The organism is Paenibacillus rhizoryzae, from assembly GCF_059686995.1.
On record NZ_JCAALT010000002.1, the window covers coordinates 228,829 to 253,712 of the forward strand.

The window sequence follows — 24,884 nt, forward strand, 5'->3', positions numbered from 1 at the left end:
CTTAGCCCTCCTCCTTCGGGGTTTTCTGAGCGGTTTTCCATTCGATGAAGCTCTTCACGACCAGCGTCACCAATGCCAGCATAACCAGCAAGGAAGCCACTGCAAACGATGCAGAGAATTGATATTCGTTATACAGGATCTCAATGTGCAGCGGCAGCGTGTTCGTCTCGCCGCGGATGTGGCCGGATACGACCGACACAGCGCCGAATTCCCCCATCGCTCTCGCATTACAGAGAATAATGCCGTAGAGCAATCCCCATTTAATATTAGGGAGCGTGACGCGCCAGAAGATTTGCCAGCCCTTCGCGCCAAGGCTTGCGGCTGCTTCCTCTTCCTGCACGCCCTGTGCCTGCATCAGCGGGATGAGTTCGCGGGCAACGAACGGGAACGTAACGAATGTTGTCGCAAGTACGATACCGGGTAATGCGAAGATGATTTGAATATTATGATCCGACAGCCACGGTCCTAGGAAGCCTTGTGCACCGAACAATAGCACGAAGACCAAACCCGATATGACCGGGGATACGGCAAAAGGTAAATCAATCAATGTAATAAGTACGTTTTTGCCCCGAAACCGGAACTTACTGATCGCCCAAGCAGCGGCAACGCCGAATACGGTGTTTAGCGGTACGGCAATAACCGCTGTCAATAAAGTCAGCCTTAGTGCCGACCAGGCATCGGGATCCTTCAGCGCGGCTACATAGACCTCTGTTCCGCGTTTGAAAGCTTCAATAAAAACCGACAGCAGCGGCAGCAGCACCACAAGCACCAGGAACAGCAGCGCGACGGAGATGAGTACTATTCGAATGCCGGCAGACTCGTTGATATGTTTCGGACGCTGCGCGGACTTCTCGGTTAGATGAACCGTAACTGCACCAGCCATAGTTTACACGCTCCTATTCCGCAATAACGCGGCGATTGCTCCGCCACTGCAAGTAGTTGATTAACAGAAGAAGCAGGAAGGATGCGACTAACATGACCATCGCAATAGCTGTCGCTCCCTTGTAGTCGTATTGCTCAAGCTTCGTCATAATGAGCAGCGGCGCGATTTCGGTCTTCATCGGCATGTTGCCGGAGATGAAGACGACGGAACCGTATTCCCCAATCCCTCTGGCAAAAGCAAGCGCAAATCCGGTAAGCAGCGGCGGAATCAGCTCCGGCAGAATGACCCGGCGGAATGTCCGCCAGCGGAATGCGCCGAGCATAACGGCCGCTTCCTCTACTTCGTTATCCAGATCCTGCAGCACCGGCTGCACGGTGCGCACTACGAAGGGCAAGCCGATAAAGATTAGAGCTAACGTAATGCCAAGCGGCGTGAAAGCCACTTTAATACCGAGCGGTTCAAGCAAAGAACCGATCCAGCCGTTTGGTGCGTAGATTGCGGTTAATGCAATGCCGGCTACAGCGGTTGGCAGTGCAAAGGGCAAATCGATCAGGCTGTCGACCAGCTTTTTCCCCGGAAATTTATAGCGTACCAGCACCCAGGCGATGACGAGTCCGAATACGAGATTGATTAGTGCAGCATAGAAAGAAGTGAAGAAGCTGATTTTGTAGGATGCGATTACTCGTGCGTTAGCCACCGTATGCCAGAACTGAGCCGGCGTTAATCCGGATGTTTTCACGAAGATACCGGCTAGCGGGATAATGACCAGTACGCTTAAGTAGAAAATCGTGAATCCAAGGGAAAGTCCGAAACCCGGCAATATGCTGCGGGGCTTCGCTTTGCTTGAGATGGAACTTTTCATGAGAAGAGTCAGCTCCTATCGATTCGCTTATGAGCCGGGTGCGTAGATTTGATCAAATACGCCGCCGTCTGCAAAATGTTTCTTCTGTGCAACAGCCCAGCCGCCGAAATCACCGTCGATCGTCAGCAGGTTCATCTCCGGGAATTGGTCTGCGAACTGCTCCGCTACCGATGCCAGCTGCGGGCGGTAGAAATTCTGCGCAACAAGCTTCTGTGCTTCTTCGGTGTACAGGTAATCCAGGTAAGCCTCCGCAACGGTGCGTGAGCCTTTCTTATCAACGTTCTTATCGACAATGGCTACCGGCGGTTCTGCAAGAATACTGATTGAAGGATAAACGATATCGAATTTATCCGGACCAAGCTCTTTCACGGAAAGAAGTGCTTCATTCTCCCAAGCAAGCAGCACATCGCCAATGCCCTTCTCTACGAAAGTCGTTGTGGAACCGCGTGCGCCGGAATCGAGTACCGGTACGTTCTTATAGAGGGCGGAAACGAATTCCTGTGCCTTCGCTTCATCATCATTGTTCTGTTTAAGCGCGTAGCCCCATGCTGCAAGATAATTCCAGCATGCGCCGCCGCTTGTCTTCGGGTTTGGCGTGATAACTTGCACGCCTGGCTTCACTAAGTCGTTCCAATCTTTGATTTGCTTCGGGTTGCCTTTACGGACCAGGAACACGATTGTTGAAGTATATGGAGCGCTGTTGTTCTCGAACTGCTGTTGCCAATCCTTATCGATTAGGCCCTTCTCAGCAATTGCGTCGATATCATAGCCGAGTGCGAGGGTGACAACATCGGCTTTAAGTCCATCGATGACCGCTCGTGATTGAGCGCCGGAGCCGGCATGGGATTGTTTAATCGTTACTTTCTGGTTATGCTCCTTCTCCCAATAATCGGCGAACAGTTTATTGTAAGCTTCATATAATTCACGCGTCGGGTCATATGAAACATTCAGCAGCTCGATCGGTTCAGTCGATTCCGAGGTTGCCGTATTATCGGCTGCTGGCTCTGTACCCTCTGCATTGGTAGTAGTATTAGTTGCGCCTGCGTTGGTATCATTAGCTGCGCCTGCATTGGCATTCGTTTGGTTTGTGTTTGTTGGAGAATTTGAATCCCAGCCGCAGCCGGTCAGCGCAAGGGCGAATACAATAAAGATCAACAGCGTGTGGAGCGTAAACTTGGCATTCTTCTTTTTCATGTTTGTCATGTAAAAGCACCTCTCATCATCTTAGTTCAGATAACTAACGCTTTCCCACTCCGCGTTGACCGGTAGTTGAAATAGAATTAATCCTACCTGTTTAGTTGGTTATGGGATGATGATAGCAATGGATAAGCTGTCCTGTCAATCATTTTTTTAACATTATTTATGAAAGGGATTAGTTTTGCTTAATTTAGAAATCTTTTCAATTCACAGTTGACAGGTAGGAATTGTCAGCTTATGATAAATCCATCGAGCCCACCGGTCCACCGGAGGCCCCGGCAAAGTAACAGCAGCCTGAAGTTTCACTTCATGGGTGCATTCTGCCTGGGCCTCCTTTTTTTGTCCAATCAGTCAGATCGGGATGGAGCACTATAATAAAGGGAGAGTTGTAAAATGAAGAGAAAACTGCTACTCACGATCACCGTTCTGGCATTAATCCTATCCTTATCCTCAACCAGCTTTGCAGCCGTAACGAAACCCGCTAAACCGGATATCGAGCTGCTGAACGTCTCGTACGATCCGACTCGTGAGCTTTACGTGCAGTACAATAAAGCTTTCGCCGCTTATTGGAAAGCTAGAACCGGTCAGAAGGTTACCATTAAGCAATCGCATGGCGGCTCCGGCGCACAAGCTCGTTCCGTTATCGATGGCTTGCAAGCCGATGTTGTCACACTTGCACTCGCTTATGATATTGACGCAATTCAGAAAGCCGGGCTGATCAATGACGGCTGGGAATCGCGTTTTGCTAAAAACAGCTCGCCATACACATCTACAATCGTCTTCCTTGTACGCAAGGGGAATCCGAAGAAGATTAAAGATTGGAATGACCTGGTTAAGGATAAAGTGTCCGTTATTACGCCGAATCCGAAAACAAGCGGCGGCGCCCGCTGGAACTTCCTTGCTGCATGGGGCTATGCTTTGAAACACAACAATAACAGTGAAGCGAAAGCAACAGAATTCGTAACGAAGCTGTTCAAGAACGTGCCGGTGCTGGATTCCGGTGCCCGCGGTTCGACAACAACTTTTGTTGAACGCGGAATCGGCGATGTACTGCTAGCTTGGGAGAATGAAGCTTATCTGGCGCTGAAAGAGCATGGTAAGGATTTTGAAATCGTAACGCCTTCCTATAGTATCCTTGCGGAGCCTCCGGTTGCTGTCGTCACGAAGAACGCCGAGAAACACGGTACACGCGAAGTAGCCAAAGCTTATCTCGACTATCTCTACACGAATGCCGGTCAGCGTATCGTTGCTCAAAACTTCTACCGTCCGACAAATACGAAAATCGCTGCGGAATTCACGAAAAACTTCAAAAACGTCGAGCTTACGAACATCCGTGATTTTGGCGGCTGGAACAAAGCGCAAACGAAGTTCTTTAACGACGGCGGCGTGTTCGACGACATTTACAAACCATAATAGCATCTCAACAAAAAAACCGTACATCCTAACCGATGTACGGTTTTTTTCTATACATTCCCTGCTTTACAAGAATAGAACATAATCTTTAACCCAATTTAATACCTCGGTTGCTACAATATTCTTATACCAATTGAAAGGTGGAGTTACTAGAAAATGGTTCATTTTCGCAAGAGAATGTCGCGGGCTGCTATCGCCGCTTCCCTTCTCGCAGGCCTTCTGACATCATCTTATCTTCCGACCCCTGTACACGCACAAGCCGCCCTTGAAGCCTCAGTGAATGAGGTGGACGTTGCCGATGATCGGCCATTTACAATTACAAACGCAGTCATGGATACTTCCGGCGGTGTTCTGGCTAGCGCCGTTGTGACGCCTTCTTCTGTAGGACATGCCGGCGAAGAAACGGTTATCTTTGAACTGTTCGATGGTGCTGTACCGATCGGAATTGCAGCTCTGACGAAGGATATTGTGGGCAGCGAGAAAATGACGGCTCATTTCAATAAGTCAGGAAGCAGCCTTTCCGTCAAAGTATTTGTCGTTGACTCCTACAGCGGATCGCTCACAGAGGTGGGCAATAGCCTGGCTGATCCGATTACAATCGGTTCGACCTTGAAGCTGCGCATCATGGAAACAACGGATGTCCACACCAATTTCATGAACTACGATTACTTCAAGGATGCTCCAGCAGAGAATGTCGGACTTGTCAAAACAGCCACATTGGTCAAGCAAGCACGCTCAGAAGTGAAGAATACGCTTCTCGTGGATAATGGCGATTTGCTCCAAGGCACGCCGCTCGGCACGTATATGGCTAAAGTAGCGCCGCTCAAAGACGGCGACGTCCATCCGGCCTATAAAGCGATGAACCTGATGGGCTACGATATTGCAACGTTCGGCAATCACGAGTTCAATTATGGCCTTGATTATTTGAATGAAGCCACTGATGATGCTAAATTCCCATACGTCAATGCAAACGTTTATGTGGACGATCATGATGCCGATCAAAGTAACGACGTCAATATGTACAAGCCATACATCATTATGGACAAAACGTTCAAGGATGAGAATGGGCAAACACAGACCGTAAAAGTTGGCTTCATCGGATTCGTTACGCCGCAAATCATGGATTGGGATAAAGGGAATCTGGACGGTAAAGTCATTACGAAGGATATTGTAGCGACAGCCCAGAAATTCGTTCCTCAAATGCGTGCGGAAGGCGCGGAAGTCGTCGTTGCCCTCACTCACTCCGGCTTTAATGGTAATGCAGTGGCCGGCGCAGGTGCGGAAGACGCGGTTTACCCGCTGAGTAAAGTTGCAGGCATCGATGCCATTACGTTCTCGCATACCCATAAGGTATTCCCAGCAGCCAGCGTGAGCGCGCTTGATCCGCTCTTCAAGGATGCGAGCGGCAACCCTCTTCCGGGCGTCGATAATACGAAAGGTACTATCAATGGCGTTGCTGCTGTACAAGCCGGCTTCGGCGGCGGCAATCTCGGTATCATCGACCTGACGCTGAACAAAACCAACGGCAAATGGAAAGTTACAAATTCGCAATCCTCCAACAAATATATTTATGACAGCGTTACTAAGCTGCCTCTCGTCGATGCAGACCCTGCTATCGTAAATGCAATTAAAACCGAGCATGAAGCGACAATCGCCTATACCAACCAAGCGATCGGTCAAACATCTGCTCCAATTTACAGTTACTTCGCGCTCGTACAGGACGACCCATCCGTTCAAATCGTCACGCAAGCTCAGAAATGGTTCGTACAGCAGGAATTGAATTCGAAGAATTCGCCGGACAAGGATCTTCCGATTCTGTCTGTAGGCGCTCCGTTCAAGGCTGGCCGCAATGGTCCAAGCGAATATACGGATATTAAAGCAGGCGATCTTGCTATTAAGAGCGCCAGCGATTTGTATCTCTACGACAACACGCTGAAGGCCATTAAAGTGAAAGGCTCCGCCGTGAAGGAATGGCTTGAAATGTCTGCCGGTATGTTCAATCAGATCGATCCAAGCAAGACCGAAGAGCAATCGTTGCTAAACCCGTCCTTCCCGGTATTCAACTTCGATGTCATTGATGGCGTCACTTATCAGGTAGATGTCACTAAGCCGGCTAAGTACACCAAAGACGGCACCATTAACGATGCAGCGTCCAGCCGGATTGTTAACCTGCACTATCACAATCAACCGGTTGATCCTGATCAAGACTTCATCGTGATCAGCAACAACTACCGCGTTAACGGCGGAGGCAACTTCCCGGGTGTGAAAGGTTCCCCGCTCGTACTGGATTCCGCCAGCGAGAATCGTCAAGTTCTTATGGACTACATCACGGAGCAGGGGACGATCGATCCGGCCGCTGACAACAACTGGTCAATTGCACCTGTTGAAGGTGATGTTAACGTTACGTTTACAACTTCACCGGCTGCGAAAACCTACTTGAACGCGAATCCGAAGATCACTTCGCTTGAGCGGACAGATGAGAAAGGATTCGGCATCTACAAGCTTGATCTTCACGGGAATACAACACAGCCGGGTGAGAATGTGAAAGTCCAGCTGCTTGGTATCAATGATTTCCACGGTCAGTTGGACTACTCCACCACTGTCGGCGACAATGTTCTGGGCGGAGCTGCCTACTTGGCAACTTACCTTAAGCAATACAAAGCAACAAATCCGGCAAACACCTTGCTCGTTCATAATGGAGATGCGGTAGGCGCAAGCTCGCCGGTTTCATCGCTTGAGCGCGATAAACCTACGCTCGATTTCATGGAACTTCTCGGATTCAAAGTTGGGACACTCGGTAATCACGAGTTTGATCAAGGTGTCCCTGCTCTTATGGCTCAATTAAATGGCGGTCAAGATCCAATCAATACGAGCATCACGCATTCAAAGACGACAATCGATTATGTAAATGCCAATGTGCTCGACAAAGTGACTGGCGATCCTATCATCGCGCCGTATGCCATTGAAGAAGTCGGCGGAGAAAAAATCGGCTTCATCGGGGTTGTGACAATGCTGACGCCTAGCAAAGTTTCTCCTTCCGCGCTTGCTCCGGTAAATATTGTGGATCAAGCTCCGGTTGTCAATGCGGCCGTTGATGCCTTGACCGCGCAAGGCGTTAAAGCCATCGTCGTTCTTGCTCATGATCCTGCTTCACAGAGCGGTACGAGCATTACCGGCGAGGCAGCTGATCTCGCTAACGCCGTAAGCGATGAGGTTGACGTTATTTTCGCCGGCGACAACCATGCGAAAGTGAACGGAATTGTCGACAACAAGCTCATCTTCCAAGCCTATTCCTATGGTACGGCATTTGCCGATGTGGATCTTGAGATCGACCCGCTGACGCATGATATCGTGAAGAAGGAAGCGCACATTGTAGACGTCAATCAAGCCGGCAAAACACCGGATGCTGAAGTTAATGCTCTGGTACAAGCCTCCCTGAGCAGACATCCAGAGCTTTCGTTGCCGGTCGGCTCCACTGAGGTTGCTTATCTGAAGGCAAATGCCTATTCGCAAGAAATCGCGCTTGGCAGCTTGATCGCCGATGCCATGAAAGATGCCATGCAGTCTGACTTTGCATTCATGAATCCAGGCGGTATCCGAGCCGATTTGCCGCTTGGCAACGTGCTCTATTCCGATCTGTTCCGTATTCAACCGTTTGGGAACCAGCTGGTTAAGCTGACACTGACCGGTGCGCAAATTAAGACGCTGCTTCAACAGCAATGGGGAGAAACAGCAGCTAGTACGAAAACACTGCAAATCTCAGGACTTCGTTATACGGCTGATTTCAGCAAACCAATTGCAGAGCGTGTCATCTCCTTAACGAAAGAAGACGGAACGGTCATTTCCGACACGGCTGACTACACAGCGGTAGTCAATAACTTCATGGCAGCCGGCGGCGACAACTATACCGTTCTTACACAGGGTAAAAATCCAGCAGCCGGTCCCACCGATATCGATGCATTCTACTATTATGTTCTGAATACGTTCCATCACGGTACGATTACAGCGGCTGTGAAGGGCCGCATCACGAATATCAAAACGACCCCATAAATCAGGTTAAACGGCGGTGATCCCGGACTCAGCTGAATCATCTGCTCCGTCCGGGTCACCACATTAGAAAGGAGCATCAAGTTGAAGAGAAAAGCATTCATCTTAACGGCACTGTCGTTGTCATTGGCGTTAGCTGTGCCTGTCGCAGCTCCATTAGCCGCTTATGCCGACAGTTCAGCCCCGCTAGCTGCAGGCACGACAATTGACGCAGTAACCAATGTCTTTGCCGGTAGTTCCGTATCGATCAGCGGCACGACTAATGCTGCTGATGTCATCGTAAAGGTCATAAGTCCGGATGGCACCATCCTTTTCTTTGATATCGTGAAAGCGGCCGAAGGCCGTTACTCCACTTCATTTCAACTGTCCGGGGATGTGACCGCCGGCAGCAACTTTCAGATCATCGCCGGACAAGGCTCCGATGTCTCGACTAAAACATTTACGATAGCCTCTAACGGCAGCAGTATTCCTACACCCGGGAATGCCGGCCTGCCGACAGTACCTGATGGCGTGACGCCCGTTCATTTCCTGCTGTCCGATGTCTCCTCCGCTGCTAACGGCATTGCCACGTTGGATGCCAGCAAGGTTAAATCCGCCAAATCGGACATCCAAATTCCCGCTTCGGTTATTCAAACCTTCGGCGATAACAGCTTCCGTATTCTCCTCCCGGATGGCGCCGTTACACTGCCGAAGGAAGTGCTAAGTGCACTCACCGCACTAGCCGGTTCCGATAAGGATGCCAGTCTCTCGCTTCAATACAGCAAGCTGACAAGCAGTGAAGCCGCTTCCGCTGTTGATAAGACCGGTAAAGGCGGAACCGGCCTTACGCCGCAAGGGCAAGTCATTGAACTGACCCTTGGCGTCGTATTCAAGGATGGTTCGGCGAAAAAGCTAAGCAGCTTCACGAAACCGGTCACGCTTCAGCTGCAGCTCACTGAAGGCGCGGATGCCCGTCTCACAGGGATTTATTATCTCTCGGATCTCGGTACGATCGAATATATCGGGGGCACGCTCAAAGGAAACACGCTGACTGCCGAAATCGGCCATTTCAGCAAATACGGCGTGTTCTCGTACACGAAGAAGTTTGCCGATGTGCCTCCGTCTCATTGGGCAGCCGACGTGATCGAGGAACTGACTGCGAAGCATATCGTCCAAGGAATATCCGCAGACAGCTTCGGCCCTAAAGCCAAAGTAACGCGTGCCGAATTTGTTACGATGCTCGTTCGTGCTCTTGGTCTGAAAGCGACAGGCGCAGCGCCGTTTAGCGACATCAAAGCGGACAGCTGGTACGCTGATGCGACTGCTGCGGCTTACGAGAACGACATCACATCCGGCACCAGCGCCGGGAAGTTTGAACCGAACAAGCCGATTACCCGCGAAGAAATGGCTCTCATGATTACTCGCGTCTATGTGAAGCAGCACGGCCAAGCCAGTGGCAGCGCCGCTGACATCGTTGCATTCAAAGACAAGAATACAATCAGCAGCTGGGCGAAAGATGCGGTTGAAGCCGCCGTGCATGCCGGGCTTATGGTTGGCAGTGATCAACGCTTCTCCCCTCGCAGCAATACAACGCGAGCAGAATCCGCACAAGTGCTCTACAACTTACTGTTCCGCGCGTAATACAAAGAGCCTGCCGTCTATGACGGCAGGCTCTTCTTCTGTATATGCGGCGATCAACGAAGCCCGCGTTTATTGTGGCCTGTCACATGAACCGGCTGGACGTACGGACGAATCCGATCCATCAGCCGCTGCCCTTTGTGCAGCTCGTCGCCATCTTTGTTCGTAAAGCTGAAATGCTGTTCAATGGCATCAAGCCCATAATTGGACGTGTAGAACGTCGGCTTACGGTTCATTCTGTAATTCAGAATGGCACCTAGTACATGATCCCGCACCCATGGATTCAAATTCTCCGCTCCGATATCATCGAAGATCAGAAGATCCGTTTCCTTCATGAGATCGACCGTTTCCTTCAGCTTCCCCTGCTCCAGCATCAGCGACTTCAAGTCTTCCACAAACTCCGGCATGTACACGATCGCGCCTGTGAAACCTGCCTTAGCCAGCTCATGGAGCATATAACACATGAGGAATGTTTTCCCCGTACCGAACGACCCGGTTAAATAGAGCCCTTCTTTCTGGAGTCCGCTTTCCTTGGTTACGTTTATATACTTGATAATCTGACCGACAGCCTTCATCCGTTCGATATCTTTGGAAACAATCTCATCGGCGGAGTAACCTTCCAATAATGCACGGTCATCCACGTAGAAGCTGCGTATACGGCTGCGAATCTTGTTCTCGCTTTGTTTGGCAATCAGCTTCTTGCAGGTCACTTTACGGTCGTTCAATTGAACGCGGCCGCCGATGGTTTCGCAGCTTAGCTCTGTATAGTGTCCTTCAAAATCATTCGGACATTGATCAAGGCCCGGACAATTGCTGCAAATCCGAAATTCTTTGGTGCATTGATAAATTTTATTTAAATTCAGCCGGATCGTATCATTATCCAGCTCCGGATATTTGGATCGCAGCTTGCCGACGAGTGGATCAGCAAGCAGCTCCTCCATTAACTTATCCGCTTGCCTCAGTGCGCTTCCGCCTCCCGGCATCTGCTTGAGCAAATCGCCCAGCGATTCCATCGCCATAAACCTTCACCTCAATTACGTCGTTTTCCCATCCAGCTTGCGAGCCATTCGCCGGATTTCCTCCATCTCCTCCGCCGAGAGCTTCGCTCCGCTTGGCGCTTCGGGCATGATTGGAATTGCCGGTTTACGGCGTCCGCGCGGTGCGCCGGAGCCGCCTCCCGTATTCCCTCTCGGAGCCTGCTGCACGCCGTCGCGGCGGCGTTCCTTCTCGCTCTCGAGCTTCACCTGCTCACGTACATAGCCGACCGCTTTCTCGAACGAATCGATCCCTTTAACAAGCATGTTGGACGCAACGGCGTCGATATAAGTTTTCGTAACACGCTGCGCATCGTTAAGACCAAGTACATAATGAATGAGTACGTTAATAACAGAGCCTTGAAGACGATAATTAAGATCAATTTTCTCAAATTCCCGAATTAGCCACTCCGGGACAGCGCCCGGGAAAAAGCGTGATATAAAGCGCGTATGCGGCTCATTCCGCATCAGCATATTGTACTGATGGATATCGCAGCGTCCGGCCAGCTGCGTTGGAACCTCCATATAGTGCTCCGCCTGTACGGCCACTTCATCCGGCGGCTCATCTCCGTTGTCTTCCGAGCTGTTCTCCGCTTTCGCGGCAGCAACTCGTCCATATAATCGCTGCCGCTCATCGGTGCGTTTCCGATCTTGACGGTACATCTGATTCGCCCGCAGCTGAAGCTCATCGATAAGGAGCTCGCCTTTGCTGGAGAATACATTGTCTTCATCAAGCAGCCGGACTAAATCAACAACGGTTAAATTGTATTTATACGCTACATAATTCAACTGGGCAACCGTTTCATGATCACCGCGCAGCCGCTCGACATGATGTCTGTTCGCCGCATTGCGCGGGAACCGCATGATGATATCGCCATACCCGATACCTGCCGTTTCCAGCTGCGGCTTCGGTGCAGGCTGTCTTGCCGGTGCAACCTCTGTCAGTGCCTGTTCAAGCTCCAAATCAATGCCCTGCGTATTCAATCGGAACAGCTCATAAAAAGGTACGGTTATATTATCGCGCTGCAGCTCCACGCTGGCAAGCTCATCCGATTCCTTCGCATAGAAGGATTCCCTCAAGGCTATAACGGAATGCTTACCAACTTTATCGCGAAGCAGTAATGTCAAATGGGGACTTCCGAAAAATTCATCCGGCGATAATGGCTTCACTAGCTCATATTCATAAACGACATCGTCATTGTCCGGTACACCAAGTCTCGATACCTGCAGAAGGCCAACCGCTTCCAGCTTAGAAGCTTGATTAACAAGGTCCTGCCTGCCGCGTTCATTCATTTCAAGCCCAAGCCCCAGCAGCAGTTTGCGCTGCGGTTCTAGCGGAGAATAACCGACCCGATCGTCAGGCACCTGCTGATATAGAAATTGATAGAAACCTGCCGCGAACGCGCCGATCATAGATTGATAGATCAATCCGACCATTTTCCGATCAACAGCACTTAGTGAAAAATCGCGAAAGATGTAGCATCGATGATGCTCTGTAAAGTGGTGCAAATTGCCGATCCGCATCTCATTTGACTCCATCCGCCTTTTATTCTTCCTACTAGTTTACCATAAAAGAGGCCTGCATTTGAGGCACAGAAAAAAGAAAATTCCCCCGCTTGAGGGAACTTTCGCAAATCTAATGGTGTGCGGTCGTATTGGCTGTCCCTTCTTGGACACCTTTGCTAATCAGCTCATCCAGCAAGGCTTCTCGCTCTTCGAACGTATCGGCGATTTCAGGATGCTCCTGTTTCGCCAGCCACTGTGTCATCACGAAAGCTGTCGTAACAGGCTCCTTCATTAACAGCTGCCTCCCTGCCCCGATGATGCCGTACAGCTCGCTGTTTGGCAATCTGCGCTGAAGAACGGCAGCATAATTCTGCCCCGTCTTGTCGCCTGTACCATACAAGACCAGAACAGGCTGCTTCAGCTGAGTAAGCCGCTTCTGTAAGGAACTGTCCAAACAAGCCGCCGTATATTCCCGCCACTTCGCGGAGTCGCCCAGCTTCGCTTCCGAATGCAGCTCTTCGAAAGAGGACTTGGTTCCCGCTTCCGACCAAGCTGCTTTGAAGGCAATCGGTCCCTTCGGAGTCAGAATGCTGGAGATAAAGGCAGCCTGCAGCTTAGAACGCGTAACAATATCCGTATAAGCGGTAGCACCGGAAACGATCATCCCGCCCAAGAAGCGGTCAGGATAAGCGAGCAAAGCCGTCAGAGCCGGGAACGAGCCAGCTCCATAGGAGCACACATACGCTTGCTTTACGCCAAGTCCATCGAGCAGCCTTCTCATATCCTCTGCTATTAAGGCCAGTGTCAGCTTCCCGCTTCCCGCCTCGCTGTATCCATGACCGCGAATATCGAAGCGGATTAGGTTGGTACTCGAAGTTAATTTCTCTTGAACAGTTGTAAACAGACGGCTGGTCAGGCATGGCGGATGCAGGCATAAGATAGGCGTTCGCCCGGAACCGTCTTGATGATAATGCAGTGCGGTATCGCCAATATTCAAAAACGGCATAGCGCAACACCTCGGCTTTCGTTGTCAGCATAAATAGGTACATGCTGCTTGCGAATTTTCCTTAGTATGGCCATGCCGTTTGATGTTTCATGTTAGAACATTTTGTATCCGCCTTTGCGCAGCGCACGGATGGTCGCACCACTCACATAAGCGCCGATCAGCGCACCGATCGCGGGCAAAATATCTACAAAAGTAAACGATGTGAAATTGCCTGATACGCTCTTCGCATCGTCCCAGGTTTGCCAAATAAAAATAGGAACGAGTACGAGAATAAATAAGTAGATCGGGAAAAATGTTGTTTTCAGCAGCATATTCAGAATAAATCCGATTCCAAACATCATGACAAAAAACAATACTGTTGCAATTACCAGCTGTAAAATATTAACGTCACCGTTCATCCGAGTCGTCTGCCCCTTTCGCTACGAATAGTGTAGTAGATGGCACATCCGAAGTCAATTCATTCGGGCGTGTTGTCACAAGTCCGTCATTTGCTCTCTTTTGCTGCGTTACGATACAATGTAAACGACAAAGATAAATGACAGGGAGAGATCATAATGAGTGAAGCAGCACAAACGCTCGAAGGCTGGTACGCCTTGCACGATTTTCGCTCGATAGATTGGACAGCTTGGAAGCTTGCGGACGAGGGCGAACGCGCCATTGCACTGGACGAGCTTCAATCCTTCCTTAGCGAATGGCAAACGATTGAAGATAATAAACAAGGCAGCACGGCATTCTATTCCATCGTTGGCCAGAAGGCGGATTTCGTCATGATGCATCTGCGCGAAACGCTGGAAGAACTTAACGCCATTGAGAATGCATTCAATAAAACAACCTTTGCGCAATTCACGGTTCCGGCTCATTCTTATGTCAGCGTTGTGGAACTGAGCAACTATATGGCGCCTGCAGGCACAGACCCGATGCAAAATCCGGAAATTCTGGCTAGACTGAAACCGATTCTGCCAAAATGGAACCATATCTGCTTCTACCCGATGAACAAACGCCGCGAAGGCAACGACAACTGGTACATGCTCAGCATGGACGAGCGCCGCACGATGATGCGCAGCCACGGGATGATCGGACGCACCTATGCAGGCAAAGTCAAACAAATCATTACCGGTTCCGTCGGGTTCGACAACTGGGAGTGGGGCGTTACGCTGTTCGCGGAAGATGCCCTGCAGTTTAAGAAGCTCGTTTATGAAATGCGCTTCGATGAAGTTAGTGCGCGCTTCGGTGATTTCGGCGACTTCTATGTCGGCAACCGAATGACAGAAGAGAAGCTGCAAGCGCTGTTCGCCATTTAAATTACAAAAAGCGGATGAAACGTCTCAGGACGCCTCATCCGCTTTATTTGTTTAGTCTTCGTCGTCTTCTTCGAGAAGACGCTTCGCTTCGAGATACGCTTCCGTCTGACGGTCGCGCTCCCTGCCCTTCTCCTTAAGCCGTTCAATCCCCGGCAAAATGAGAATATCGACTTCCTTCTGCACCGTATATGCCAAGTCGTAACGGTTCTGCGACTCCAAGAAGGAGCCGACTTCCATCAGCGCGTTGTACCGATCCAGTTCATCGCGCGTCAGCAAACCACGAACCTGCACGCTGCAGTGTCGCATTACAGGAATTTACCTTTGCGAAGTACCAGCGGAATGCCACCGATAATGTATAGGTAACGAACGTCAATTGCTTTCTTAAGCAATGCAGCTACGCCGCCTTTGTATTTCTTGCCGAATGCAAGACCAACTGCTTCGCCTTTACCAAGGGATGCAACTGTACCTTTGTTCTTGAACTCGAATTTCTTAAGCGGTTGGTTACGAATCGAAGCCACCAGGTTGTGTGCGCAAGTTACGCCTTGTTGCATAGCGATTTGTGCAGTTGGCGGGAACGGACGGCCTTCTGGGTTGAACATCAGGGAGTTGTCACCAACAACGTAGATGTTCTCGTGGCCCGGTACGCGAAGCGACTCATCCACTTTAACGCGTCCGCGCATCGTTTCGATGCCTGCTTCTTCGATCAAGCGGTTACCGCGCACACCGGCTGCCCAAATGACAGTTGCTGCTTTGATTTCTTCGTTGTCGCCAACGATTACGCCCTCAGGCGTACATTCTTTGATCGCTGTTCCGATGCGGAATGTAACGCCTTTCTTCGTCAATACTTGCATAGCGTACTCAACGAGCTCCGGATCGAAACCTGGAAGCGCAGTTGGAGCAGCTTCAATGTTATATAGTTTAACAAGCGAAGGATCCACGTCGTTTTGCTTGCAAAGCTCTGGAAGACGATCAGCAAGCTCGCCCACAAACTCGATACCTGTGAAGCCGGCGCCGCCAACAACAAAAGTAAGGTAATCTGTGCGGTGTGGTTCGCGTTTGTAACGTGCAAATTGGTACTCAATGTGTTCGCGGATTAGACGAACGGAGTTAATGCTGCGAATATTCATTGCATGCTCAAGCATACCTGGAATTCCGAACGTTTCCGGCTCGCCGCCAAGGCCGATTACAAGGTAATCGTAGGAGAGCGTACCGTCTTCAAGAATTACCTTCTTGTCTTGGGTGCGGATTTGAACAACAGTCGATTTAACGAAATCGATTTTGAATTCGTCAATCAGCTTGGAGATGCTCACGCGCGCGTTTTCGGTTTTGTCCGTACCCGCTGCAGGCATGTGCAAATGTGTTGTGAAGTAGTGGTAGTCATGCTTGTTTACAAGCGTAACATCTGCTTCATTGTAGTTCAGTTCTTTTTGAAGACGCAGTGCTGTCAAGATACCGCCGTAACCGGCACCAAGAATAACAATTTTCGGTATGTTGCTCATCGCAGGATCCCATCCATTCGTATTTTCTTTTTCTTTACAGACTTTGTGAAAAATTACACAAACACAGACAATGAATAATGTTAGTGTGTGACCCTTAGCCTACTTTTATGAATAGTCCGTGTCTATTTTCGACAAATCGAATACTAATACCTCACATATTACAAACTTTTTCACTAAAGTTCAAGGGTAATTTATACGAAAATATTTAGAATAACATCCAATTTCCCAATTTTCTTATTTCCTCATAGCTTGTCGAACAGATATAATGTACAAGAAGATTCATCCAAGTGTAAGGCAGCATGCGCTCGTTCATTTTGTTACCTTTTTGGAGGTGTCAACTGTGTCCAACTCAGCTAATCCCCCGCATGTCGATATCGCGATTATCGGCGGCGGTCCTACCGGTATGTTTGCTTCGTTCTATGGCGGTATGCGCCAGGCCTCAGTAAAGATCATTGAAAGCATGCCTCAATTGGGAGGCCAACTAGCCGCGCTATACCCGGAGAAGCATATATATGATGTGGCTGGATTTCCGAAAGTAACCGCAGGCGAGCTTGTGGAGCAATTGAAGAAACAGATGGAACTGTTCAAGCCGGACATTCACCTGGAAGAGAAAGTCGTCAACGTGATCAAGCATGATGAACGCTCTTTCGAGATCGTGACGGACAAAACCTCGCATTTTGCCAAAGCTGTTATTATTACTGCCGGCGTCGGCGCATTCGAGCCCCGCAGACTGGATTTAGAGCAAGCAGCCCAATATGAGAAGAAAAATTTGCATTATTTCATCAGCGATTTGAACCAATTCCAAGGCAAGCATGTAGTCGTCACCGGCGGCGGCGATTCGGCCGTTGATTGGTCGCTGATGCTCGAGCCGATTGCTGCAAGTGTTACGCTTGTGCATCGCAGAGATAAATTCAGAGCTCATGAGCACAGCGTCGAGAATTTATTGCACTCTACTGTCCGCGTATTAACACCATATGAAATTACCTCCCTGCATGGCACACACCACATCGAGCGCATGACATTGCAGCACGTCAAAACTTCCGAATTCACAGAACTAGCCGTAGTTGATGCTCTCATCGTTAACTATGGATTCGTCTCTTCCCTTGGCCCTATTGCCGAGTGGGGGCTTGAAATCGATAACGGCTCCATCGTTGTTGACTCGCGCATGGAAACGAGTATCCCCGGCGTATTCGCCGCAGGCGACGTCACTACGTATCCGGGGAAGCTGAAGCTTATTGCCGTTGGTTTCGGCGAAGCGCCGACAGCCATTAACAATGCCAAGGTTTATGTAGATCCTTCCGCTAAACTCTCACCTGGACACAGCAGCAATATGAAGCTGTAACCTCGAATTTCTACACGTATTACAAATCAAAAAAGGGTATCCTAGTCTTTAGCCTGACATGCTGATTTACGTCGCAATGGCAAAGGAGGGTACCCTTATCTATGTTATGTCCCATCTGCAATGGCTTGGAGCAGCTTACGGCTATCTGTCCGGTTTGCTCCCTACAAACTGATGATTATGGTCGGCTAGAAGACTTTGCCGGTCCCTACGCACCTTATCAGCCTGACACGTATACAAATAACGAGACGATTCCTTCATTGTCACAATCGGAACAGAGCTGCGGACATATCGTATATTGCTCAAACTGTGCGAAGACGTTTGAAGTTTTTGTTTCTAAGTGGCACTGAATCGGGGACGAGTTCTAGGCAGTATTGCGGTAATTTTCCGGATTAAGTTGTCTGCGTTTCAGCTCCGCGCTCAGCAAAAAAATAAATTCCGGATCCAATTCGAACTTGTGTGCTGCGTTGTAGGCATCGAGCAAAAGGTCGTCTGACAGCTGATCCATATCCTCCACTCCTTCCCTCTTTATTCCAAATTCATCTTAGCATGTCCAAATAGGAAGGAACAAGCGTTCCGATTATCCACAAACACATGTGGACAGCATGTTGGTAAGATGTGGGTAATCGTCGAATAATGAGGAAATACCGATGAGGATATTGTGGATACGGTTATACACAGCCCGACAAAAACCACTTTTGATAAAAAACTTTAATGATACTCTATCAACCTATTAATCTATTATATTAAATCCGGTTAACTACTATTGAGGCCTCGTATTCACTTCGAAAATCCAGATTTTCCCGTTTCGATCAATGCCGAAATCGAAGCCTAGCTGCCCAATTCCCGGAAACCGGCCTTCGAGCACCTCCGTGGAAAGTTGAGTGAGCAGCCGCATTTCGCGCTTTTTGGAAACAACCGCGCCGCTGGAGAATGATCTTCTGATTCCCTCAGAACCGCTAAGCAAAGTACCGCCTCGGCATATATTCGTCACGAATAAGCCAGGTTTGGCTAAGCGCCCAACGATTGCCGTAATCGCCCATTGCCCTGTTGCCTGCTTCACGTATTTGACACGGTAATCAATCGGTCTGCCGCTGATGGTAGCCAAACTAATTCCTTTCTGAATCAAATAGCGGCGGGAGCTCTTCTTCGAAAGCAAAGACTGATACATACCATTGAATGTGCTGAAACGGCTTGTTTTGGAATAGTAGGTATACTTGTAGGTACCCGCTTCTTTGGACACTTTTATAACGCCGTTGCCGCCGGCGCCGCATACCGGCTTGATTACGACCATGCCATGAGATTGCAGCATGCTGTTTAAATTCACTTTCGAGAACATGCGTGTTGGAGGAATATGCGGCGCAATACGACTATGCGACAACAACGCCTCCGTTTTCGCCCATTTGCTCGCCAACTGTCTGCCCTGTTCCGTTACCATTCACTAATCCCATCCTTTCTTACATCTGTTCTATAGTTGACAGCATATGCCTCGCAGACATCTATCTCTTGGATGATTGTTAGGGTCAACTCGCCTTATTTAATAGGCTGATAGAGCAGAAATCGTGCCCAGTATTGCCCGGGCAATGAACGGGGAGACATTTGCCGCACGAAAAACACCCGGTATTGACGTTATAAGCACGTCTTACCGGGTGTTTGACTGCAGTTCTTTATGGAGAGCCGCTTAGGACTCTTCTTCCAGCTGCTTGCTTTTAAATGGTAGGAAACAGGATTGCACCGCAAATGCGAGAGCCAGCATCTCCGAACCGAACCAGAAATTCGATGCCACAATCAGACAAGCGATCACCTTCATAAGCGGATAATATTTGGGCGATATTGTCGCATATTTGTCGTAGTTTGCTGGCGCAAACACGGCCATCATCACGAGTGAAACCGCTGTAAGTCCATACATCCATATCTCCGGAATCGCGACATGCGGAAGTACGGCCAGTACGATTGTGGAAGCTACAATGCAGCTGACATTCGTAGGCAGATGGTACCCGCCGGATATAAAACGAATGATGGCAAATACAACTAACAGCCCGGCTGTCTTGAGCGGCTCACCGCTCACAAGTCCAATAATGAGTACCAGTGATGCAATGGAGACGGTGTTGAACATAATTTCAAGCGCATAAACGATGACAGGGATGGACGGCGCTACCGCCCCGCTCGCGGTCATTTTGGCGTGCAGTGATGCGGCTGTTTTCTGAAGCATCTTCACGTTCCTCTCGGGCAGGGGTTGCATGTGATGTAGGTCTGGTTGTTCTCTTACTTCTAATTTCTACTAGTATAGCAGAGAAGCTTCTTCTGCAAAATCACTATCCGGCTGATTTCTTTCTTCTTGGCTTCCGGTTCATTATAATGGGAACGTAACCCAAATGAAGGAGTGAATCCACGATGAAGTATCGTAAGTTAGGCAAGAATGGTCCTGAGATCTCCGTAATCGGTTTTGGCTCATGGGCAATCGGAGGCGCCGGCTGGGCGAGCGCTTGGGGCAATCAAGATGATGCTCAATCCGTGGAAAGCATCCGCGCGGCACTTGACGCAGGCATTAATTTCTATGATACCGCAGCCGTTTATGGGCTTGGACACTCGGAGGTCGTACTCGGCGAAGCGCTCCGCGGCGATCGTGATAAAGTGGTTATCGCGACAAAATGCGGCTTAGTTTGGGATGAGTCCGGTACAATTACGAAGAGCGGTGCATACGATTCCGTCATCCGGGAAGCGGAAGCCTCTCTGAAGCGGCTCGGTACGGATTATATTGATCTGTATCAGATGCATTGGCCGGATAGCGAAGTAACAGCCGAAGAAACGATGCGCGCGATGGACAAGCTTGTTCAGGATGGCAAAGTCAGATATGTCGGCGTCAGCAACTACAATGTGGAGCAGCTGGAACGCTCGCTCACGGTTAGACATGTTGATTCTTTGCAGCCTCCCTATTCGATCTTGCGACCGGCAGCCGAGCAAGAGCTGCTTCCATTCTGCTTAGCTAATGGCATCGGCGTAGTCGCATACAGCCCACTGACTTCCGGCTTGCTGTCCGGCAACTATACGTATGACACCAAATTCGGCGAAGACGATTGGCGTTCGCGCAACAAAGCGCATACAGGTGAGGGTCTCCGCAGCAACGTGGACAGAGCCGAGAAGCTCAAAGTAATCGCGGCGCGCTATGACATTTCGCTGCCGCAGCTTGCCGTCGCTTATGATCTCGCGCACCCTGCGCTCACGAGCGCTCTAGTCGGCGTACGTAAGCCGAGCCATATTCTCAGCGTCCTTCCGGCGATTGATGTCGAGCTTGATGACGCAGTCTTGGCGGAGATTCGCGCTATTGCAGTCGGTTAGCTATCGCTATGCTATGTGAACACAAAGAAACCTCCCGGAGATCCATCCCCGGGAGGTTTCTACTTTTCATCAAAACGATTAGCACTCGCCGGCTTCAGCCGGTTTGCCTGCATCCGTTGCTGTACGGAACGATGAGCCGCATCCGCATGTTGCTGATGCGTTCGGATTATTAATGGTGAAGCCGCCGCCCATTGCGGACTCTTTGTAGTCAATTTCAAGGCCGTTCAAGTATTTCATGCTGTCGCCGTCCACGACAACCTTCAATCCGCTGAACTCCATCGTTTTGTCTGTTTCATTAAGTTCATCGTCAAAGCCCATGCCGTAAGAGAAACCGCTGCAGCCGCCTTCCTTAACGCCAATGCGCAGGAACAACTCAGGTGACTCTTCAGCCTCCAGCATTTCCTTGATTTTCTCGTTTGCAGTCTCGCTTATATTAATCATGGTATCCCTCCTGTAATATTGCAATTAACTCACTATATATTTTATAGTATACTCCACTTTGCTGAAGGACTCAATACACGTACAACCCTATTGTCGTACGCTGGAGCAGGCTCAAGCAGGCAGCACATACAGCAGAATCGCGAAGAAATGCAGCACCGAGCCGCCCAGTACAAACAGATGCCATACCGCATGATGATACTTGAAGCTCCGCCACACATAGAACAATGTGCCTACCGTATACAGCACGCCGCCGATAATGAGAAGCTGCAAACCGCCAGGCGCCAGATGCGCTTTAAGCGGCCCCCAAGCAAATACGATAATCCACCCCATTCCAATATAGAGCAGCGTAGACGTGAATAGAAACTTGGACGCATAAAATGCCTTGAACACGACGCCGCACAATGCGAGTCCCCATACGATGCCGAATAGCGTCCAACCAGCTGCGCCTTGCACAATATGAAGCACGATCGGCGTGTACGTTCCGGCTATAAACAAATAAATGCAGGAATGATCCATAATTTCAAAAACGTTCTTCGCTTTCCCTTCCGGAAAGCTATGGACGAGTGTAGACGAAATATACAGCAGCAGCATCATGGAGCCGTAAATCGTAAAGCTGACCACATGCGAAGCATTTCCTTTAATAGCGGCAAACACGATTAGCAGCACCAGCGCTGCCACGCTTAATACAGCACCTAAGCCATGCGTGACCGCGTTGGCCACTTCTTCCCTACGTGAATACGTGTATGTATTCGCCATGAAACCACCTCACTCTTATTGAACTGTTTTGATCCTTGCTCTCTATTGTAACCCATATTACACGACATCAAAAGGAAACCGCCTCCGCTTGCTTCCATCCATTAGGTCCTCTGGCATGACTTAATAGTTGCCGCTCTTCATGATGAGGTTTATAATAAGGGAAGTTATTTGTGTGGGGTTTTTGGAGTTAGGGTAAGTAATTTTTTTCACAATGTTGTTTTTTTTCAATTTATACATTATACACCGGACCTGTAAATGAGTGCCCGGCGGACTGGGAGGATACTCTTATGAATGTCGTAATACCTACAGATGCTACACGAATGCAAGCCATTGTCGAGAAAGTTCGTGCTGGCGAACGTCTCACTCGGGAAGATGGAGAATTTCTATATCGTTCCGACGATCTGCTCACCATCGGTCAAATGGCGAACGAAGTCAACTTGAAGAAAAACGGACGGAAAGTTTATTTTATCGAAAATATGAGCCTTTACTTCACAAATGTTTGTGAAGCTCATTGTGCGTTCTGCAACTTCCGCAAAGATGAAGGACAAGAAGGTGCTTACACGCTTACCGGCGCGCAAATGATTGAATATGTGGAGAAGCATATCCATCCCGATGTACGTGAATTCCATATCGTCGGCGGCCATAATCCGCATGTGCCTTTCCAATACTACGTTGATTCGCTTCAAGCGTTGCATGATCGTTTCCCGAATGTTGCGCTCAAAGCGTATACCGCTGCGGAAATCGACTTTTTCTCGCGGATTAGCGGCTTGAGCTATAAAGAAGTTATTCAAGAGCTGATGAAAGCCGGCCTACAGAGCTTAACCGGCGGCGGCGCTGAGATTCTGTCTGATGAATACCGCAAAAAAATGCGTGTAGACAAAGCTGATGTTTCCCAATACCTTGAGGTACATCGCACTGCACATAACCTTGGACTGCGCACGCACACGACGATGCTCTACGGATCTGTCGAGAAAACCGAAGATCGCGTCAACCATATGCTTCAAATTCGTGAGCTTCAAGATGAGACGAACGGTTTCCAAGTGTTCATCCCGCTCTCCATGCAGCCAATCAGCCCGAAAGCGAGCATCCGCCGCCGCAACTCCGCCTTTGACGATTTGAAGGCTATTGCGATCAGCCGTCTGCTGCTTGATAATTTCCAGCATATTAAAGCGTATTTCATCAACATCGGCACACAGCTGACGCAAGTTGCGCTTACAATGGGCGCTTCCGACGTGCACGGTACAATGGTGAAAGAACGGATCAGCCATGCGGCAGGCGCGCTTACGCCTGAAGGCATTACACGCGAAGATTTGATCTGGCTCATTAAAGGTGCCGGCCGTATTCCGGTTGAACGCGATACGTTCTACAACGAAGTGAAGGTTTTCGAATAAGCAGGTATTGCCATAGCTTTGGATAAGACAAGCACTGATGGCTTAAGTCGCAGAGGCGTATACTATGGGTAAGAGCAAACAGCGGACGCCGGCTTCCGGCGCCGCATAACTAACGAAATGCAGAAGATTTTTATGCACACAAAGAAAGTTGGGATTTTGATGAAGCGTTTTGTCATTCTTGGCGGCGGTTATGGAGGTCTTACAGTCGCCCATTCCTTGCTGGAGGGCGAACTTCCGGACGACACCATCGTCGTTCTTATTGACCGTATGCCGTTTCAAGGGTTGAAAACGGAGTATTATTCTTTAGTTGCGGGAACGGCTGCAGATATTGATCTGCGCGTTGCCTTCCCTTCGGATCCACGTCTAATCGTCACTTACGGCGAAGTAACCGATATCGATCTGGATGCAAAGCATATCCAGCTTGCCGGTCAAGATCCGCTTGAATACGAGTGGCTCGTAGTAGCACTTGGCTGTACGGACAAATATCATGGCATTGATGGCGCGGAGCTGTACTCCAACAGCATTCAGACATTCTCCGGGTCGCGTAAAACGTATTTGGCCCTAAACGATGTGAAGCCATACGGACAAGTAACGATTGTTGGCGGTGGTTTGAGCGGCGTAGAAGTAGCATCCGAGCTGCGCGAAGGTCGTCCTGACCTCAACATCCGCATTATCGATCGCGGACCGAGCATTCTGTCTGCATTCCCTGGTAAGCTGCAGGAATATGTTTCTTCGTGGTTTATCGAGCATGAAGTGGAAATGCGGGGACATGTCTCCTTGCATAAGCTTGAAGAAGGCTGCTTGTTTGATCAGAACAATCCAAGCCCTATTCTGTCCGATGTAACGGTTTGGACAGCGGGTATTCAACCCGTAGCGCTTGTTCAGCGCATGAACCTGCCTAAAGACGCCCAAGGTCGTCTTATCATTAATGAGCACCACCAGCTGCCGGATTACAACGATGTATTCATAGTCGGCGACTGCGCCTCCCTGCCGTTCTCCCCAAGCGCACAAGCCGCTGAAGGACAAGGCAAGCAAGTCGCAGAAGTCATGCAGGCGATCTGGAGCGGCAAGACACCTAAGCTCGGCAAAATCAAGCTTAAAGGCGTTCTTGGCTCGCTCGGTAAGAAAGCCGGCTTCGGTCTCATGGGCCGTACGCCGCTGATGGGCCGCGTACCGCGTGTTCTAAAGAGCGGTGTCTTATGGATGTCGAAGCATCATTTCGGCTAAACTAGTAAGATATGGAACCTAACTAA

22 protein-coding genes are annotated in these 24,884 nt (G+C 49.6%); 8 read left to right on the forward strand and 14 right to left on the reverse strand.

Annotation, left to right across the window (positions count from 1 at the left end):
• Position 1 precedes the first annotated feature (1 nt).
• Genes cysW through AC6ESO_RS06345 form a run of 3 tightly spaced genes read right to left on the reverse strand, consistent with a single transcriptional unit; the run spans position 2 to position 2,948 of the window.
• Positions 2-883 (reverse strand): sulfate ABC transporter permease subunit CysW, encoded by an 882-nt coding sequence (cysW, locus tag AC6ESO_RS06335; protein ID WP_494818404.1) that lies wholly within the window; start codon positions 881-883, stop codon positions 2-4.
• A 13-nt stretch (positions 884-896) separates the two neighbouring features.
• The gene (cysT, locus tag AC6ESO_RS06340; RefSeq protein WP_494818403.1) at positions 897-1,745 is read right to left on the reverse strand and encodes a sulfate ABC transporter permease subunit CysT; all 849 of its coding nucleotides are present in this window, start codon (positions 1,743-1,745) and stop codon (positions 897-899) included.
• 27 nt (positions 1,746-1,772) lie between these two features.
• On the reverse strand, positions 1,773-2,948 hold the full coding sequence (locus tag AC6ESO_RS06345; protein WP_497090654.1) for a sulfate ABC transporter substrate-binding protein: 1,176 nt from the start codon (positions 2,946-2,948) through the stop codon (positions 1,773-1,775).
• A gap of 387 nt (positions 2,949-3,335) precedes the next feature.
• Here AC6ESO_RS06345 and AC6ESO_RS06350 point away from each other — a divergent pair, with 387 nt between their 5' ends.
• The 3 genes from AC6ESO_RS06350 to AC6ESO_RS06360 all read left to right on the forward strand — a co-directional run bounded on the left by AC6ESO_RS06350 (position 3,336) and on the right by AC6ESO_RS06360 (position 10,022).
• The gene (locus tag AC6ESO_RS06350; protein WP_497090655.1) at positions 3,336-4,355 is read left to right on the forward strand and encodes a sulfate ABC transporter substrate-binding protein; all 1,020 of its coding nucleotides are present in this window, start codon (positions 3,336-3,338) and stop codon (positions 4,353-4,355) included.
• Positions 4,356-4,511: 156 nt separating this feature from the next.
• Positions 4,512-8,405 carry a bifunctional 2',3'-cyclic-nucleotide 2'-phosphodiesterase/3'-nucleotidase gene (locus AC6ESO_RS06355; RefSeq protein WP_497090656.1) on the forward strand — a complete coding sequence of 1,298 codons (3,894 nt, stop codon included), beginning with the start codon at positions 4,512-4,514 and terminating at the stop codon, positions 8,403-8,405.
• Positions 8,406-8,486: 81 nt separating this feature from the next.
• A complete protein-coding gene (locus AC6ESO_RS06360; protein ID WP_497090657.1) occupies positions 8,487-10,022 on the forward strand; it encodes an S-layer homology domain-containing protein in 1,536 nt (511 codons plus the stop codon).
• Between the two features lie 53 nt (positions 10,023-10,075).
• Here AC6ESO_RS06360 and dnaI read toward each other — a convergent pair whose 3' ends face one another.
• The 4 genes from dnaI to AC6ESO_RS06380 all read right to left on the reverse strand — a co-directional run bounded on the left by dnaI (position 10,076) and on the right by AC6ESO_RS06380 (position 13,963).
• Entirely contained in the window at positions 10,076-11,032 is a 957-nt protein-coding gene (gene dnaI / locus AC6ESO_RS06365; RefSeq protein WP_497091060.1) for a primosomal protein DnaI, read from the reverse strand.
• Between the two features lie 21 nt (positions 11,033-11,053).
• Complete coding sequence (locus AC6ESO_RS06370) at positions 11,054-12,577, reverse strand: replication initiation and membrane attachment family protein (protein ID WP_497091061.1); 1,524 nt, start codon at positions 12,575-12,577, stop codon at positions 11,054-11,056.
• Positions 12,578-12,689: 112 nt separating this feature from the next.
• Complete coding sequence (locus AC6ESO_RS06375; protein WP_497090658.1) at positions 12,690-13,565, reverse strand: alpha/beta fold hydrolase; 876 nt, start codon at positions 13,563-13,565, stop codon at positions 12,690-12,692.
• A gap of 92 nt (positions 13,566-13,657) precedes the next feature.
• Complete coding sequence (locus tag AC6ESO_RS06380; protein WP_494818397.1) at positions 13,658-13,963, reverse strand: YuiB family protein; 306 nt, start codon at positions 13,961-13,963, stop codon at positions 13,658-13,660.
• 156 nt (positions 13,964-14,119) lie between these two features.
• Between AC6ESO_RS06380 and hemQ the strand changes: the two genes are divergently transcribed.
• Positions 14,120-14,866, forward strand: coding sequence for a hydrogen peroxide-dependent heme synthase (gene hemQ, locus AC6ESO_RS06385; protein ID WP_497090659.1), 747 nt, complete (start codon positions 14,120-14,122; stop codon positions 14,864-14,866).
• Positions 14,867-14,917: 51 nt separating this feature from the next.
• Here the strand turns inward: hemQ and AC6ESO_RS06390 are convergent, their stop codons facing one another.
• Both AC6ESO_RS06390 and AC6ESO_RS06395 read right to left on the reverse strand, forming a co-directional pair.
• Positions 14,918-15,172, reverse strand: a complete 255-nt coding sequence (locus tag AC6ESO_RS06390; protein WP_091221092.1) for a hypothetical protein — start codon at positions 15,170-15,172, stop codon at positions 14,918-14,920.
• Positions 15,172-16,365, reverse strand: coding sequence for an NAD(P)/FAD-dependent oxidoreductase (locus tag AC6ESO_RS06395; RefSeq protein ID WP_091221094.1), 1,194 nt, complete (start codon positions 16,363-16,365; stop codon positions 15,172-15,174). Before AC6ESO_RS06395 ends, AC6ESO_RS06390 begins: the two co-directional genes overlap by 1 nt.
• A gap of 340 nt (positions 16,366-16,705) precedes the next feature.
• Here AC6ESO_RS06395 and AC6ESO_RS06400 point away from each other — a divergent pair, with 340 nt between their 5' ends.
• Positions 16,706-17,707, forward strand: coding sequence for an NAD(P)/FAD-dependent oxidoreductase (locus AC6ESO_RS06400; protein ID WP_497090660.1), 1,002 nt, complete (start codon positions 16,706-16,708; stop codon positions 17,705-17,707).
• A gap of 361 nt (positions 17,708-18,068) precedes the next feature.
• Here the strand turns inward: AC6ESO_RS06400 and sda are convergent, their stop codons facing one another.
• The 3 genes from sda to AC6ESO_RS06415 all read right to left on the reverse strand — a co-directional run bounded on the left by sda (position 18,069) and on the right by AC6ESO_RS06415 (position 19,916).
• Positions 18,069-18,212, reverse strand: coding sequence for a sporulation histidine kinase inhibitor Sda (gene sda / locus AC6ESO_RS06405; RefSeq protein WP_497090661.1), 144 nt, complete (start codon positions 18,210-18,212; stop codon positions 18,069-18,071).
• 255 nt (positions 18,213-18,467) lie between these two features.
• On the reverse strand, positions 18,468-19,142 hold the full coding sequence (locus tag AC6ESO_RS06410; RefSeq protein ID WP_494818393.1) for a YheC/YheD family protein: 675 nt from the start codon (positions 19,140-19,142) through the stop codon (positions 18,468-18,470).
• A gap of 243 nt (positions 19,143-19,385) precedes the next feature.
• Positions 19,386-19,916 (reverse strand): accessory gene regulator B family protein, encoded by a 531-nt coding sequence (locus AC6ESO_RS06415; RefSeq protein WP_497090662.1) that lies wholly within the window; start codon positions 19,914-19,916, stop codon positions 19,386-19,388.
• A gap of 182 nt (positions 19,917-20,098) precedes the next feature.
• Between AC6ESO_RS06415 and AC6ESO_RS06420 the strand changes: the two genes are divergently transcribed.
• Entirely contained in the window at positions 20,099-21,043 is a 945-nt protein-coding gene (locus tag AC6ESO_RS06420; RefSeq protein ID WP_497090663.1) for an aldo/keto reductase, read from the forward strand.
• A 78-nt stretch (positions 21,044-21,121) separates the two neighbouring features.
• Here the strand turns inward: AC6ESO_RS06420 and erpA are convergent, their stop codons facing one another.
• Together erpA and trhA are read right to left on the reverse strand one after the other, a co-directional pair.
• Positions 21,122-21,484, reverse strand: coding sequence for an iron-sulfur cluster insertion protein ErpA (gene erpA / locus AC6ESO_RS06425; RefSeq protein ID WP_494818390.1), 363 nt, complete (start codon positions 21,482-21,484; stop codon positions 21,122-21,124).
• Positions 21,485-21,595: 111 nt separating this feature from the next.
• Complete coding sequence (gene trhA, locus AC6ESO_RS06430) at positions 21,596-22,240, reverse strand: PAQR family membrane homeostasis protein TrhA (RefSeq protein WP_497090664.1); 645 nt, start codon at positions 22,238-22,240, stop codon at positions 21,596-21,598.
• A 287-nt stretch (positions 22,241-22,527) separates the two neighbouring features.
• Here trhA and mqnE point away from each other — a divergent pair, with 287 nt between their 5' ends.
• Both mqnE and AC6ESO_RS06440 read left to right on the forward strand, forming a co-directional pair.
• Positions 22,528-23,631 carry an aminofutalosine synthase MqnE gene (gene mqnE / locus AC6ESO_RS06435; RefSeq protein ID WP_091221114.1) on the forward strand — a complete coding sequence of 368 codons (1,104 nt, stop codon included), beginning with the start codon at positions 22,528-22,530 and terminating at the stop codon, positions 23,629-23,631.
• Positions 23,632-23,790: 159 nt separating this feature from the next.
• On the forward strand, positions 23,791-24,858 hold the full coding sequence (locus tag AC6ESO_RS06440) for an NAD(P)/FAD-dependent oxidoreductase (protein ID WP_497091062.1): 1,068 nt from the start codon (positions 23,791-23,793) through the stop codon (positions 24,856-24,858).
• Positions 24,859-24,884 lie beyond the last annotated feature (26 nt).

What these genes read in the sequence shown, in the direction of transcription:
- cysW (WP_494818404.1), bottom strand. Translation starts at nt 883, where the DNA reads ATGGCTGGTGCAGTTACGGTTCATCTAACCGAGAAGTCCGCGCAGCGT.
- mqnE (WP_091221114.1), top strand. Translation starts at nt 22,528, where the DNA reads ATGAATGTCGTAATACCTACAGATGCTACACGAATGCAAGCCATTGTC.
- AC6ESO_RS06380 (WP_494818397.1), bottom strand. Translation starts at nt 13,963, where the DNA reads ATGAACGGTGACGTTAATATTTTACAGCTGGTAATTGCAACAGTATTG.
- AC6ESO_RS06370 (WP_497091061.1), bottom strand. Translation starts at nt 12,577, where the DNA reads ATGCGGATCGGCAATTTGCACCACTTTACAGAGCATCATCGATGCTAC.
- trhA (WP_497090664.1), bottom strand. Translation starts at nt 22,240, where the DNA reads ATGGCGAATACATACACGTATTCACGTAGGGAAGAAGTGGCCAACGCG.
- AC6ESO_RS06440 (WP_497091062.1), top strand. Translation starts at nt 23,791, where the DNA reads ATGAAGCGTTTTGTCATTCTTGGCGGCGGTTATGGAGGTCTTACAGTC.
- cysT (WP_494818403.1), bottom strand. Translation starts at nt 1,745, where the DNA reads ATGAAAAGTTCCATCTCAAGCAAAGCGAAGCCCCGCAGCATATTGCCG.
- AC6ESO_RS06415 (WP_497090662.1), bottom strand. Translation starts at nt 19,916, where the DNA reads ATGCTTCAGAAAACAGCCGCATCACTGCACGCCAAAATGACCGCGAGC.
- dnaI (WP_497091060.1), bottom strand. Translation starts at nt 11,032, where the DNA reads ATGGAATCGCTGGGCGATTTGCTCAAGCAGATGCCGGGAGGCGGAAGC.
- sda (WP_497090661.1), bottom strand. Translation starts at nt 18,212, where the DNA reads ATGGATCAGCTGTCAGACGACCTTTTGCTCGATGCCTACAACGCAGCA.
- AC6ESO_RS06420 (WP_497090663.1), top strand. Translation starts at nt 20,099, where the DNA reads ATGAAGTATCGTAAGTTAGGCAAGAATGGTCCTGAGATCTCCGTAATC.
- AC6ESO_RS06390 (WP_091221092.1), bottom strand. Translation starts at nt 15,172, where the DNA reads ATGCGACACTGCAGCGTGCAGGTTCGTGGTTTGCTGACGCGCGATGAA.
- AC6ESO_RS06345 (WP_497090654.1), bottom strand. Translation starts at nt 2,948, where the DNA reads ATGACAAACATGAAAAAGAAGAATGCCAAGTTTACGCTCCACACGCTG.
- AC6ESO_RS06395 (WP_091221094.1), bottom strand. Translation starts at nt 16,365, where the DNA reads ATGAGCAACATACCGAAAATTGTTATTCTTGGTGCCGGTTACGGCGGT.
- hemQ (WP_497090659.1), top strand. Translation starts at nt 14,120, where the DNA reads ATGAGTGAAGCAGCACAAACGCTCGAAGGCTGGTACGCCTTGCACGAT.
- AC6ESO_RS06375 (WP_497090658.1), bottom strand. Translation starts at nt 13,565, where the DNA reads ATGCCGTTTTTGAATATTGGCGATACCGCACTGCATTATCATCAAGAC.
- erpA (WP_494818390.1), bottom strand. Translation starts at nt 21,484, where the DNA reads ATGATTAATATAAGCGAGACTGCAAACGAGAAAATCAAGGAAATGCTG.
- AC6ESO_RS06410 (WP_494818393.1), bottom strand. Translation starts at nt 19,142, where the DNA reads ATGGTAACGGAACAGGGCAGACAGTTGGCGAGCAAATGGGCGAAAACG.
- AC6ESO_RS06350 (WP_497090655.1), top strand. Translation starts at nt 3,336, where the DNA reads ATGAAGAGAAAACTGCTACTCACGATCACCGTTCTGGCATTAATCCTA.
- AC6ESO_RS06355 (WP_497090656.1), top strand. Translation starts at nt 4,512, where the DNA reads ATGGTTCATTTTCGCAAGAGAATGTCGCGGGCTGCTATCGCCGCTTCC.